This window comes from Caulobacter sp. GW821-FHT05F04 (genome assembly GCF_059419665.1).
The window spans coordinates 348,027-360,013 of sequence record NZ_JBWKSF010000006.1 but is presented as its reverse complement, the minus strand read 5'-3'; the positions used below and the strand labels follow the sequence as shown (position 1 = coordinate 360,013).

13 protein-coding genes are annotated in these 11,987 nt (G+C 65.7%); 1 reads left to right on the top strand and 12 read right to left on the bottom strand.

Annotated elements, in window-relative coordinates; translation table 11 throughout:
* The 10 genes from trbL to AC07R7_RS17850 form a co-directional block, all read right to left on the bottom strand.
* The coding region (trbL, locus tag AC07R7_RS17895; protein WP_494636106.1) for a P-type conjugative transfer protein TrbL at positions 1 to 905 on the bottom strand (905 nt) is incomplete at its 3' end.
* The gene (gene trbK-alt / locus AC07R7_RS17890; protein ID WP_494636105.1) at positions 902 to 1,132 is read right to left on the bottom strand and encodes a putative entry exclusion protein TrbK-alt; all 231 of its coding nucleotides are present in this window, start codon (positions 1,130 to 1,132) and stop codon (positions 902 to 904) included. The genes trbK-alt and trbL, both read right to left, overlap by 4 nt.
* Positions 1,129 to 1,833: a P-type conjugative transfer protein TrbJ gene (gene trbJ / locus AC07R7_RS17885; protein ID WP_494636104.1), complete on the bottom strand. Its 705-nt coding sequence runs from the start codon at positions 1,831 to 1,833 to the stop codon at positions 1,129 to 1,131. Before trbJ ends, trbK-alt begins: the two co-directional genes overlap by 4 nt.
* Positions 1,830 to 4,271, bottom strand: coding sequence for a conjugal transfer protein TrbE (trbE, locus tag AC07R7_RS17880; protein WP_494636103.1), 2,442 nt, complete (start codon positions 4,269 to 4,271; stop codon positions 1,830 to 1,832). Before trbE ends, trbJ begins: the two co-directional genes overlap by 4 nt.
* Before the next feature lie 3 nt (positions 4,272 to 4,274).
* The gene (locus tag AC07R7_RS17875; RefSeq protein ID WP_494636102.1) at positions 4,275 to 4,529 is read right to left on the bottom strand and encodes a VirB3 family type IV secretion system protein; all 255 of its coding nucleotides are present in this window, start codon (positions 4,527 to 4,529) and stop codon (positions 4,275 to 4,277) included.
* Complete coding sequence (locus AC07R7_RS17870; protein WP_018062484.1) at positions 4,529 to 4,837, bottom strand: TrbC/VirB2 family type IV secretion system protein; 309 nt, start codon at positions 4,835 to 4,837, stop codon at positions 4,529 to 4,531. Before AC07R7_RS17870 ends, AC07R7_RS17875 begins: the two co-directional genes overlap by 1 nt.
* An 87-nt stretch (positions 4,838 to 4,924) precedes the next feature.
* Complete coding sequence (trbB, locus tag AC07R7_RS17865; RefSeq protein WP_494636117.1) at positions 4,925 to 5,836, bottom strand: P-type conjugative transfer ATPase TrbB; 912 nt, start codon at positions 5,834 to 5,836, stop codon at positions 4,925 to 4,927.
* Between the two features lie 166 nt (positions 5,837 to 6,002).
* On the bottom strand, positions 6,003 to 6,938 hold the full coding sequence (locus AC07R7_RS17860) for a hypothetical protein (protein WP_494636101.1): 936 nt from the start codon (positions 6,936 to 6,938) through the stop codon (positions 6,003 to 6,005).
* A gap of 50 nt (positions 6,939 to 6,988) precedes the next feature.
* Positions 6,989 to 8,257 carry a three-Cys-motif partner protein TcmP gene (locus AC07R7_RS17855; protein ID WP_494636100.1) on the bottom strand — a complete coding sequence of 423 codons (1,269 nt, stop codon included), beginning with the start codon at positions 8,255 to 8,257 and terminating at the stop codon, positions 6,989 to 6,991.
* A gap of 50 nt (positions 8,258 to 8,307) precedes the next feature.
* Positions 8,308 to 9,087, bottom strand: coding sequence for a DUF5131 family protein (locus AC07R7_RS17850; protein ID WP_494636099.1), 780 nt, complete (start codon positions 9,085 to 9,087; stop codon positions 8,308 to 8,310).
* A gap of 298 nt (positions 9,088 to 9,385) precedes the next feature.
* Here AC07R7_RS17850 and AC07R7_RS17845 point away from each other — a divergent pair, with 298 nt between their 5' ends.
* The gene (locus AC07R7_RS17845) at positions 9,386 to 9,586 is read left to right on the top strand and encodes a hypothetical protein (RefSeq protein WP_494636098.1); all 201 of its coding nucleotides are present in this window, start codon (positions 9,386 to 9,388) and stop codon (positions 9,584 to 9,586) included.
* 25 nt (positions 9,587 to 9,611) lie between these two features.
* On the opposite strand, the gene AC07R7_RS17840 is transcribed toward AC07R7_RS17845, so the two are convergent.
* Both AC07R7_RS17840 and AC07R7_RS17835 read right to left on the bottom strand, forming a co-directional pair.
* Complete coding sequence (locus tag AC07R7_RS17840; protein ID WP_494636097.1) at positions 9,612 to 10,013, bottom strand: CopG family transcriptional regulator; 402 nt, start codon at positions 10,011 to 10,013, stop codon at positions 9,612 to 9,614.
* A 7-nt stretch (positions 10,014 to 10,020) separates the two neighbouring features.
* On the bottom strand, positions 10,021 to 11,976 hold the full coding sequence (locus tag AC07R7_RS17835; protein WP_494636096.1) for a conjugal transfer protein TraG: 1,956 nt from the start codon (positions 11,974 to 11,976) through the stop codon (positions 10,021 to 10,023).
* Between the last annotated feature and the right edge of the window lie 11 nt (positions 11,977 to 11,987).

Here is an 11,987-nt window from a genome sequence, read left to right as displayed (position 1 = left end):
GCGCTGGCCGAACCGCCCAGCGCCATGCTGGCCAACCCCGCGCCGGCCATGGCCACGCCGCCGACCACCAGGCCGGTCCCGACGGCCGCGCCGGCGCCCAGTTGCGGCGCGCCCGACAAAAGGCCGGCGGCCACGGATGGGCTGAAAATCGAAAGGCCCAGGAGCACCAGCGCGGCCAGCACCATCGCGGCCACCTCGACCAGGGTCGGGGCCTCGCCGCCGGCCTGGAGCTGGAAGGTCTGGAAGAGCGTCGAGCCGATCCCGACGATCACGGCCAGGACCAGGACCTTGACCCCTGTGGCGGCCACGCCCCCCAGCACGCGCTCGGCCAGGAAGGCGGTCTTGCCGAAGAGACCGAAGGGAACCAGCACGAAGCCAGCCAGGGTCACCAGCTTGAACTCGATCAGCGTCACGAAGAGCTGGACGGCCATGATGAAAAAGGCCAGCAGGACCAGGATCCAGCCGATCAGCAGGACGACGGCCTGCACCATGTTCTCGAAGAAGGCGGGAAAGCCGGTCAGGTCAGAGGCGGCCTCGAGGAACGGCATGGCCGCTGAGAACCCGGTCAGGGCCAGCTTGCCGGGGCGCAGGAGATCATCGGCTGAGAGGCCTGCGCCGGACGCCTTCAGCCCCAGGCCCGCGAAGCTCCTCAGGACGATGCCGGCCAGGCGCTGGAAGTTGCCGATGATGAAGGCGAAAAAGCCGACATAGAGGGTCTTGCGCACCAGCCGCGCCAGGATGTCCTCGCCGGTGGACCAGGACCACATCAGGGCCGCCAGGGTCACATCGATGGCCACCAGGGTGGCCGACAGAAACGACACCTCGCCGTGAACCAGCCCGAAGCCGGAGTCGATGTAGCGATTGAAGGTGTCGAAGAACTGGTCGACGACGGAAAGGTCGCTCATGAAGCTTCCCTCCCGAAGAAGCGCGCCCGGGCCTTGGCCCAGGCGGCATGGCAGGCGGCGTCGTTGGCCGCGCCCTCCCCGATCGCCCGGCACCTAGCCAGCTCGTCCTGGCGGGCCTGGACGGCGACTGGCGGCTTGGCCGGCGCCAAAACTTCGTGACGCGCGGTCAGGACGATGGCGACCAGCCCGATCCACACGGCCAGGGCCATGGCCACCGCGCGGATCATTGTCCGTTTCCTTCGCGGCCCATGAACTTGGCGAACCGGGCCTTGGCGTCGCCCCGGGCCGCAGCGCGATCGGCCGCTTCCAGGGCTTGCGCCCGGCCTTGAGCCGCGGTCAGGGCCAGAAGCTGGGCCAGTTGCTGGGATTGGAGCGCCAGGAGCTGATTGCCGGCCTGAGCGGCCTGCAGCCCACCGACCGCGTCCTGGCTGGCGTCGACCAGTTGGCTCATCTGGCTGGCGCTGTCGCCGAGGCCCCCGACGATCCCAGCCTGGAGCTTCAGGGCGTCCTGCAGGCCGGCCACCGCCGCATCCCAGCGGGCGTCGGCGCGCGCGGCCAGGGTCGCGCCCGTGACCGGAGCGGTCAGGACGTCATAAGACTGCCGAAAGCTGGTCTGGATCTGGGAGACGTCATAGGCGATGCCCTGGGCCTGGCTCAGCAACCGACGGGTCTCGGTAAGCTGGGCCTGCAGCGCGGCCAGGGACGAGAACGGCAGGTTGGTCAGGGCTTTCGCCTGCCCCACCAGCATCTGCGCCTCGTTTTGCAGGGAGCGGATCTGGTTGTTGACGCTCTCCAGCGTGCGCGCCGCCGTCAGGACGTTCTGCGCATAGTTGCTGGGATCGAAGACAGTGAACTGGGCATGGGCGAGCGGCGCGACGGCCAGCCCAAGGCCCAGCGCGGCGACAAAGCCGCGGCGGTGGAGGGTCATGACGATGTCTCCGGGAGGAAGGAAGACGCAGGGCCCAGCAGCTCGGCGGCCCAGGGCAGCCCGCGCCGGATGAGCCAGGCGCGGGCGAAGTCGGCCGGTCCGAAGGCGCTCAGCGTGTCGGCGATCGCAGCCTGGTCGGCCTTGGACGAGGCGGCGGCGAAGGCCAGGGCCACCGGCCCAAGACCCAGCTCGAACAGCCGCCCGCCGAGCGGCGACTGCAGGTAGTAGTCACGCTTGGGGACGGCGTGGGCGATCAGCTCGATCTGGCGATCGTTGAGCCCAAAGCGCCGGTAGAAGGCCGCGCCCTGAGGCTCGGCGCCGTGGGCGTTGGGCAGGAAGATCCGGCTGGGGCAAAGCTCGATCAGCGAAGCAGCGATGCTGCTGGCCTCGACGTCGGCCAGCGACTGGGTGGCGAAGACGACCGCGCCGTTCTTCTTGCGCAGGGTCTTGAGCCACTTGCGCAACTGCTCGCCGAAGGCTGGGTCGTCCAGGGCCAGCCAGCCCTCGTCGACCAGGATCAGGGTCGGCGAACCGTCGAGGCGCTTCTCGATGCGATAGAAGAGGTAGGCCAGCACCGGGGCGGCCGCGGCCGTGCCGACCAGGCCTTCGGTTTCGAAGGCTTGGATGCGGTCCTCGCCCAGGGCCTCGCCCTCGGCGTCGAGCAGCGCGCCGAACGGGCCGCCGACCACATAGGGCTCCAGGGCGCGCTTGAGGGGCGGCGGGGCCAGCAGCGCGCAAAGCCCGCTCAGGGTCCGTTCCGAGACCGGGGCGCCGGCCAGACTGGTCAGCGCCGACCATAGGTGGCCGCGCACCTCCGGCGTGATGTTCACCCCGGCCCGGCTCAGGATCGCCGCGAGCCAGCTGACAGCCCAGACGCGCTCGCCCCGTCGATCGATCCGCGCCAGTGGCTGCAGAGCCACCGCGCTTGCCGTATCGGCCAGCACCCCGCCCAGGTCATGGAAGGCGCCGCCCATCCCCAGGACCGCCGCGCGGATCGAGCCGCCATGGTCGAAGGCAAAGACGCGGGCGCGCGGATAGCGCCGAAACTGCAGGGCCAGCATGGCCAGGAGCACGCTCTTGCCGGCGCCCGTCGGACCGACGACCAAGCTGTGGCCAACGTCGCCCACGTGCAGCGACAGCCGGAACGGCGTCGAGCCGGCGGCGGTCGCCATCATCAGTGGCGGACCGTCCAGATGGACGTTGCGTTCGGCCCCAGCCCAGACCGCGCTTACCGGCGCCAGGTGGACGAGGTTGAGGGTCGACAGCAGCGGCTGGCGAACATTGGCGTAGACGTGGCCCGGCAGCGTCCCCAGCCACGCCTCCACGGCGTTGGCCCGCTCGCGCATCACCGTCAGGTCGCGGCCCTGGATGACCTTCTCGGCCAAGGCCAGCTTGGCGTCGGCTCGGACCGGGTCCCGATCCCAGACGACCAGCGTGGCGGTGACATAGGCGTAGGCCACCGCGTCGCCGCCGAGGTCCTGCAGGGCCTGGTCGGCTTCGGAGGCCTTGTTGGCTGCGTCGTTGTCGACCAGGGCCGAAGGCTCCTGGGTCAGGGCTTCGCGCAGCAGGGCCAGGACCGACTTGCGCTTGGCGAACCACTGGCGCCGTATCTTGGCCAGCACCCCGTTGGCCGCGGTCTTGTCCAGGCAGATCGCCCGGGTGGTCCAGCGGTAGGCGATCGGCAGGCGATTGAGTTCGTCGAGCAGGCCTGGCGCGGTGGCGACCGGGAAGCCCGTCAGCGTCAGGACCCGCAGGTGCGCTGCACCCAGCTGGGGTTCGAGGCCGCCGGTCAGCCCCTCGGTCGCCAGCAGCGCGTCCAGCTGCATCGGGGTTTCGGGGACGGCCACGCGCTGGCGGCTGGTCGACACTGCCCCATGCAGGAAGCTCAAGGTCCCGGCGTCATCGAGCCAGGCCACCTGAGGCATCAGGGCCTCCAGCAGCCCCAGAAGACGGTCAGTGCGATCGACGAAGCCGGCCAGCTCGGCCCGCCAGTCCAGACCCCGCTGGGCCCGTCCCTCGATGAAGGCCGCCTCCAGCCGCCCTGCCCGTTCGGCCGGCGGCTGGTAGAGCAGCGTCAGGAAGTAACGGCTCTCGAAGTGTTCGCCGTCAGCGGCGAAGCTGGCCTTGCGCTCCTCGTCGACCAGGGCCGAGACCGGATCGGCGAAGGCGCTGGCGGGGTAGCCGTCGCTGGGATCGCGCCGGGCTTCGATGAACATCGCCCAGCCCGAGCCCAACCGGCGCAGGGCGCTGTTGAGGCGTGCAGCCGCCACCCCGGTCTCGACCTCGGTGGCGCTGTCCAGGTCGGGACCACGGAAGGCGGCCGTGCGCTGGAAGCTGCCGTCTTTGTTGAGGACCACACCGGGCGCGACCAAGGCCGCCCACGGCAGGAAATCGCAGAGCCCGGCCGCGCGGCGGCGATACTCACGAAGGTCGAGCATGGCTCAGACCTCCAGCCGGGCGGGCAGCCGCACGTGGCGGCGGCCAACCTCGACGAATTGCGGATCGTAGCGCGCGGCCCAGACCGCCAGGACGTGGGCGGCGAACCAGACCGCCGCGCCCAGGACCCAGAGTCGCAAGCCCAGGGCGAGCGCCGCCGCCAACGTGCCGTTGGCCAGGGCCAGGGCGCGCGGCGCCCCGCCTAGCAGCATCGGTTCGACCAGGGCGCGGTGGACCGGCGCGCTGTAGGGACCGGCCATCAGACCAGCGCCCCGCCGCCGAACGAGAAGAAGCTCAGGAAGAAACTGGAGGCGGCGAAGGCGATCGACAGGCCGAAGACGATCTGGATCAGCCGTCGCGACCCGCCGGACGTCTCGCCGAAGGCCAGGGTCAGGCCGGTCATGATGATGATGATGACCGCGATGATCTTGGCGACCGGGCCTTCGACCGACTCAAGGATCTGTTCGAGCGGCTCCTCCCAGGGCATCGAGGATCCGGCCGCCTGGGCCGGCGCGGCGACCAGCGCCAGGCTGGCGGCCAGGGCCAGGTGGCCCAGGCGATCGAACATCGAGCCGGCGAGCAGGCGCGCGCGAAGGCAATGCTGCGAAGCAGACATCATAAAGCTCCAGATTTTCGGGGGTTTGGGAGGGGCGGCTTAGACCGGCTTGAGCCGGTAGGCGCCGTCCGGGCCTAGGCCCTCAAGACGGGCCAGTTCGACGAGCCGTCGCTGTCGGCCGCGGCCAGACAAGACGGCGATGACGTCGATGGTGTCGGCGATCAGACCGCGGGGCACGGTGACGACCGCCTCTTGGATCAGCTGCTCCAGACGCAGCAGCGCGCCCAGGGCCGAGCCGGCGTGGAGCGTCCCCACCCCGCCCGGATGTCCCGTGCCCCAGGCCTTGACCAAGTCGAGCGCCTCGCCGCCACGCACCTCGCCAACCACGATGCGGTCGGGCCGCAGGCGCAGAGCCGCCCGCACCAGATCGCCCAGACCGACGCCAGCCTCGTCGGAGGTGCGCAGGGGTACGAGATTGCTGGCCGGGCACTGCAGCTCGCGCAGATCCTCGATCAGGACGACGCGATCATCGGCCTCGGCGACCTCGGCCAGCAGGGCGTTGACCAGCGTGGTCTTGCCGCTGGAGGTCGGCCCGACGACCAGGATGTTGGCGCGATCGGCGACGGCGGCAGCCAAGACCCCGGCCTGCCCATCGCTCATCACCCCGCCCAGGACATAGTCGTCGAGGCGGAAGACACGGCTGGCGGGCTTGCGGATGGAGAAGGTGGGCGCGGCGACGAGCGGCGGCAGCAGGCCCTGGAAGCGCTCGCCCGATCCGGGCAGCTCGGCCGACAGCTGCGGCTGTCCGGCATGGACCTCGACGCCGACATGGTGGGCGACCAGCCGAATGATCCGCTCACCGTCAGCCGGCGCGATCACCAGGTCCGCGGCGACCAGGCCCTGGTCGAAGCGATCGATCCAGACCCGGCCATCGGGATTGAGCATGACCTCGGCCACGCCGGGGTCTTCCAGCCGCGCCAGGACCAGTGATCCCAGGGCGGTGCGCAGCATGCGACGGCTGCGGTCCAGAGCGGTGTCGGTGTCGGAAGGCTGCACGGCCAATCCCCGTTGTTCTCACGGGGATGAGTAAGAAGACCCGGTTTGGCCGCGGCTCAACAGCCAAATCGGCGCGTCGTACAAACGGCGGCAAAGGCAGGGAAACGGCGGCGGGCCTATATTAGGCGCTCGGCCAAGAAGGTCGGCGCGTTTCGAAAATCGGCTCGTAAGGTTCAAAATTGATGTGAGTGGCTCGAAGACGTCCATCTACCTCGGGACGATCGATGGCCAGGAAGATCCTCTTCAATGGCCCCTGCGACCCGATCAGCCATCGACACAGAAACCGCGTCTTCGCACTTAGGCCCACGGGCTCTGGACTGAGGATGCCCTTTACCGGGAATTTGCACTGGCTCGTCACGGCGTTCATGTATTCGGCGAAAGAACCGGCGGCGAGATCCGGGATGGCTGCCAAATCTTCGACGGCCAGCGAACCATCGTCGGATCGCGTCGTAGCACAGCGAAGGTGACCCAAGTTGTGGCTGAGATAGTGCTGGCCGATCGTGCCAACGACCTTGGTTAACCTAGTCAGCTGCTCGTCGTTGGCGGCTATTTGATCCTGGTCGACAATCCAAAGAATGTTCTGGTTTGGCGCTGAAAGCCCACCAATGAGATAGGTGCCGAGATGGGCGATGCGCAAAACCTGCTCTCGAACGGCCGACTTCCAGCCTTCCAGCAAGTTGTGAGGATCGGCGTCTTCAGAGCCTCCGAACAGCGGCCCCGCGGTCTTGCTCACGGCCACGATGACCAGCGCTCCTTCGATCTCGTCGGCTAGGGCAAGAAACGGAGCCAACGCTTCTCGACGAAAGCGATCATTGAGAGCCTTGAATGAAATCCGTCGAGACTTGAGCAACTCGGAGCGAAAGGCCTTCTGCGCCTGGAGCCACCATTGATTTGCGTCCAGGTCGAACACGAGAAAAGCGTAGGTCTCGTAGAGCGATGCACCATGGGTACCGCTGAAGTCGGCGACTGATAGAAGCTGCCGGCCCCGAGCCACGTTCGGAAACGCTTGAGCTTCGCCGAAGCGGCGATTGAACATTCCGGCCAGGAACAACCCCAAGCCATTGTCGGAAAATCGGCCAGGCGCACCTGTGCTCATGATCGAACGGGCTAAAGGCCGAGCCGGCGGATGAACGACTTCTGCTGTCTGTTTCGAACCTGATCGTCCCACCTGAGGATCTTCGCTGCCGGGCGAAGCTTGCCCTCGTGAGTGAAGATGTCGATTTCATCGTATGCGTCGCGGAGCTGCACGACCGCTTCAGCCACGAGATCAAATGTCAAAGGTGTCTCGTTGCAGTGGGCTCGGAACAGGTCGCCAATAGTGACCGGAGTGGACGCATCCGGCGCATCGTCGCGGATCATCCGCGGCAGTTGTTCAATCGCGGCTGCAAGTGAATCCGCCCGGGCATCAACTCCAAAATCGAATTCAAGCTTGGGCTGATTGGGATCAACGTTGGGATCAAACCCCAGGGCGTTGAATCCGGCACCGCCTGGATGGCTGAAGATGTTGCTCATCGCCCAGTGGAGGCGAGCCATTTCATCGCGCGCTCGCGAATGCTTCGAGAGATGCAGCAACCAGTATGATCGCCGACTATCGGATGAACGAATGAAGAACGGCGTATAATAATCAGCACCTGTGCTGCTGATGATGTGTTTGTATAAAATACCCTGAATAAGATGGCGCTGACCTTGCTCAGTCTTCAACGCCTTGATCGCTTCGCCCATTGCTGGATCTAGCTCGATAGCCTGACCGCCAGACGTGCGCGCTGTCTGATCGGAGAAATAATCGATCAGAGAGTCGACCGAGAACGTGATGAGGACTTCTGGATTGCGCAAGCTCGCGAAAATTTGTCGAACGGTGGCAAAAGACACTGCGCTCCAACCGTACTGATCCAGGAAAAACAAAGATCGATGGCTTGGGCCACGGTTTTTGATGACCTGGATGATATCGGCAGCCTTTTGCTCGAAGAGTCCTTCTTCCACCGAGATCGTGGCTCCGACATCGCCGGAGAACTCGGAGTTCATCAGCTCGTGACGAAGGAATTCAACATGCTCCGGCTGCTTGTCGACAAAGAAAAACTGAGACTTCATCTCGAAGCCATTCTGCCGCGTGAGCGTCAGGCCAGCCTCCGCCGCCTTCACTGCCCGAAGCACCCTGAGCGGTGATCCAGGAACGACAACCGATCCGTTCTGGTAAGCACCACCGCCGCAGAAGCCGTCCACGATGGTCAGGTTCAGTTCGCGCCGACGTGGATTTGACGACAGGATGTTGATGTAGCGATCGATGTAGGTGGCGAAGACTTCATGTTTCGCGAGGCTATGCGCGCCGATCTTTGGCAGCGGTTTGCCGATCTTCCAATCGTAGTGCTTGACGGCCATGTCGTCCGGCTACCCCCCAACTTCGGCGGCATCACAAACGACCTGAACAGTCAGATCGTTTCAGCCCCCGACGGCATCTCGTTCCAGGTCCTGCCGCGGTATTCGCGGCCGTTAGCCTTCTTGGAGCGCTTCTTGTTGTCCTTGCCCCAAGTGCCCCACTGCTTGAAGAAGAAGGCCGTACCATAAGTATCGCATTGCGCGTAAATTTCGTCGATCCAATCTTCACGGATCGGACGAGCATTCAGACCACTCTCGCCGCCGACAATCGCCCAATGGACACCGGTAAGGTCCACCTCGCCAACCGCGCCAATGAGCGGCTCGAACGAGATGAAGCGAATTGCAGCCGGCACGGCTCGCAGATGGTCGATACGCGGGATCACGTCGGCGTTCTCAACACTTGTGCCGAGCCAGACGTTTGGCAGCACGTCAGGGATCGCACGCGCGACGACCTCAGCCATCCGCTCCGGCCGCTTGGTTAGAATCTGATAGTTGTGGTGGGGCGTCTCACGCATCACGCGCCAGACATCGACTATAAAGTCTTCGCTGACCTGATCATGGAACAGGTCGCTCATCGAATTGACGAATATTTTCCGAGGTTTTCGCCAGCTGTAGGGGATGTCCAGAGCGGAACGATCCTCTCTGACGATGCCGTTCCAGATGGCGCGCTTTCCGCTTTTCCGCGTCAGCCCATCATATTTAGCGACGCCCATGGCTTCCAGTCTGCGTGCCATCTGCATGGCGTAGCAGTTCGTGCAGCCAGCGGTGACGATGGAACAGCCGGCGACCGGGTTCCACGTCGCGTCTGTCCATTCGATCTGTGTGTCTGCCATCGACGTTCACTCGCTCGCGCCGAAACCGGCCTCAGTGCGCTGGAAAATCAACCCCAACAAGAAAACAAACCGTTTACCATGCCGCACACGAGTGCGCCTCGCGCACGACAGAATGGGACGCAGATCAGGTCACCCCCGCCGCGTTAACCCTGTCTGAGCAAAAGCAGGCTGCCGATCCGAATGCTCTTGACTCAAGGTGCGAAGCAGAACCCCTATAACCCCGGTTCTTGCGGCTTCCATCCAGACTCAATGGAGGAATCCGCCTGTGCCCCGTCTCCCCAAATTGAGACAACCGCCCTTGAACGATCCGAAGGATCGTTTGACCTTTTCTGCCTGGCCACCTCGGGTCGACGGAACGGGAAAGGGCGTGGATAAGGCGTTTCTCCTCGCGCTCGCCGTCGTCGCCTTGCTGGCTTTGATGGTGGTGGTCTCGGCGCTCCGGCCAGGGACATCCGTAAACCCGATCGTGGAACTGGTTGGTTTTCTGAGGCGGCCGTAGAGCGCCGGTTCACGCCGATGACTTTTCATGGCCCCTCGCTCAGCACCTCGGTGCGCAGCAACTTGCCCGTCTCCAATCGCCTGCCCAACGCCTCCAGAAAGCCGACATAGCGCTCCTGCCCTTTCGCCGACTGCGCTCTCTGATCCGCCTCGGCGAGCACCGGCGTCGCCGTCAGCCACGCCTTCACAAACAGCGCCACCGCCTCGTTCGAGATCGTCACGTCGCGTTGGATTCGCTCCAGTTCCCGACCCATGCGGTCGAGCCGCCGAACAACCGCCGCCTCCCGCGCCTCATCACTGTCTGCCGACAAGAATGCAGCCAGGGCCGCCTGTATGATTTCCGACTTGGAACGGCGCATCCGTCGCGCCGCCGCGTCCAGAGCCAGCGACAGGTCGCGGCTCAGGAACACCTTGGTCTGAACCTTCATTGCCCCCTCACAGTGGGATGCCATCGTCGGGATCGAGCGAGGCTTGGCGCGCCGCCGATCGGAAGCGCCTAGCCTGCTCGGCCTGCTGGGACTCGTCGCCGCCATCTTCTGGCTCCGACCAGTGCGCCTCGTCCGGCACCGTGGTCGAAGCTGGGTCTTCCAGCCCGGGCAGCTCCGGCTCCAACTTCAACCCGCCCTCGTCGCTCCCGTCGCTCGGCCGAGACTTCCCGCCGGCGCCGTCGATAACCTGGGTCCATTCCGTGGGAGTATCGGCCGAGATCGCCACGAGATCCCGGGGCGGCGGTTGCACGCGTTCGGCTAGCCGCGGGTCGGCGTAGTAGCGGATTTTTTGAGCCCGGATTGGCGCCAGTCCCGACACCTGGACCACGGCCTGGTCGGGCGGCAACTGCATCACCTCGCCCGGCGTCAGGAGCGGGCGCGCGGTCTCCTGACGGCTGACCATGAGATGCCCCAGCCACGGCGACAGCCGGTGCCCGGCATAGTTCTTCATCGCGCGCATCTCGGTTGCGGTGCCGAGACTGTCGCTGATCCGCCGCGCGGTCCGCTCGTCGTTCGTGGCGAAGGCGACCCGGACATGGCAGTTGTCCAAGATAGAGTTATTCTCGCCATAAGCTTTGGCGATCTGGTTCAGGCTCTGGGCTATTAGGAAACTGCGAATCCGGTACCCGGCCATGAAGGCCAGGGACTGCTCGAAGAAGTCCAGACGACCCAGGGCCGGAAACTCGTCCAGCATCAGCAACAGCGGCTGGCGATCGCGCGCGGCCTCCAGCCCCTCGGTCAGACGACGCCCGACCTGGTTGAGGATCATCCTGATCAGGGGCTTGGTGCGACTGATGTCGGACGGCGGCACGACCAGATAGAGGCTGACAGGCCTGCCCTGCCCCACCAGGTCGTCGATGCGCCAATCGCACCGGGAGGTGACCGCCGCGACCACCGGATCGCGGTAGAGCCCCAGGAAGCTCATGGCCGTCGAGAGTACGCCGGAGCGTTCGTTATCTGACTTGTTCAGGACCTCACGCGCCGCGCTGGCGACGACGGGGTGTGGCCGATCGCCGAGATGCCGGGTCGACACCATCATCCGTAAGGTGGTCTCGACCGGCCGGCTCGGATCGGACAGGAAGTTGGCCACGCCGGCCAAGGTCTTGTCGGCCTCGGCGTAGAGCACGTGCAGGATCACCCCGACCAGCAGGCTGTGACTGGTCTTCTCCCAGTGGTTCCGCCGCTCCAGGGCGCCTTCCGGATCGACGAGGATGTCGGCGATATTCTGGACGTCGCGGACCTCGGTTTCGCCACGTCGAACTTCCAGCAGCGGATTGTAGGCGCTGGACGCCGCGTCGGTCGGATCAAACCGCAGCACCGGACCGATCCTCGCCCGGCAGGCTGCGGTCAGGGTCCAGTTCTCGCCTTTGATGTCGTGGACGATCGCCGATCCGGACCAGGTCAAAAGGGTCGGCACCACCAGACCCACCCCCTTGCCCGATCGCGTCGGCGCAAAGCACAGGACGTGCTCGGCGCCATCGTGACGGAGGTAGTGGCCCTCGATCCGCCCGAGCATCAAGCCGTCGCCGCCCAGCAGCCCGGCGCGCCGGATCTCGTCCGTCCCGGCCCAGCGCGCCGAGCCGTAGGTCGTCACCTTCGCGGCCTCGCGGGCGCGCCAGATAGACAGTCCGATCGCCACAGCGACGGCGACCAGCGCGCCGCCGGCCGCCATGAACGCGCCGCGCGCGAAGATGTCGGGAGCATAGGCGTCGTAGACGAACCACCAGTAGAAGAAGGCCGGCGGCGAGTAGATCGGCCAATCGCCCAGCCAGAACCAGGCCGGGCCGAGTCTAGTCTGAAAGCCCAGCTGCCAGGCCGTCCACTCCGTCGCCGTCCAGACGCCGGCCAGCGTCAGCAGGAAGACGACCAGCACCTGGCCCCATAGAATCTTAGTGCCCGTCATCGGGGTGATCT

What these genes read in the sequence shown, in the direction of transcription:
- trbK-alt (WP_494636105.1), bottom strand. Translation starts at nt 1,132, where the DNA reads ATGATCCGCGCGGTGGCCATGGCCCTGGCCGTGTGGATCGGGCTGGTC.
- trbJ (WP_494636104.1), bottom strand. Translation starts at nt 1,833, where the DNA reads ATGACCCTCCACCGCCGCGGCTTTGTCGCCGCGCTGGGCCTTGGGCTG.
- trbE (WP_494636103.1), bottom strand. Translation starts at nt 4,271, where the DNA reads ATGCTCGACCTTCGTGAGTATCGCCGCCGCGCGGCCGGGCTCTGCGAT.
- AC07R7_RS17875 (WP_494636102.1), bottom strand. Translation starts at nt 4,529, where the DNA reads ATGGCCGGTCCCTACAGCGCGCCGGTCCACCGCGCCCTGGTCGAACCG.
- AC07R7_RS17870 (WP_018062484.1), bottom strand. Translation starts at nt 4,837, where the DNA reads ATGTTCGATCGCCTGGGCCACCTGGCCCTGGCCGCCAGCCTGGCGCTG.
- trbB (WP_494636117.1), bottom strand. Translation starts at nt 5,836, where the DNA reads ATGCTGCGCACCGCCCTGGGATCACTGGTCCTGGCGCGGCTGGAAGAC.
- AC07R7_RS17855 (WP_494636100.1), bottom strand. Translation starts at nt 8,257, where the DNA reads ATGGCCGTCAAGCACTACGATTGGAAGATCGGCAAACCGCTGCCAAAG.
- AC07R7_RS17850 (WP_494636099.1), bottom strand. Translation starts at nt 9,087, where the DNA reads ATGGCAGACACACAGATCGAATGGACAGACGCGACGTGGAACCCGGTC.
- AC07R7_RS17840 (WP_494636097.1), bottom strand. Translation starts at nt 10,013, where the DNA reads ATGAAGGTTCAGACCAAGGTGTTCCTGAGCCGCGACCTGTCGCTGGCT.
- AC07R7_RS17835 (WP_494636096.1), bottom strand. Translation starts at nt 11,976, where the DNA reads ATGACGGGCACTAAGATTCTATGGGGCCAGGTGCTGGTCGTCTTCCTG.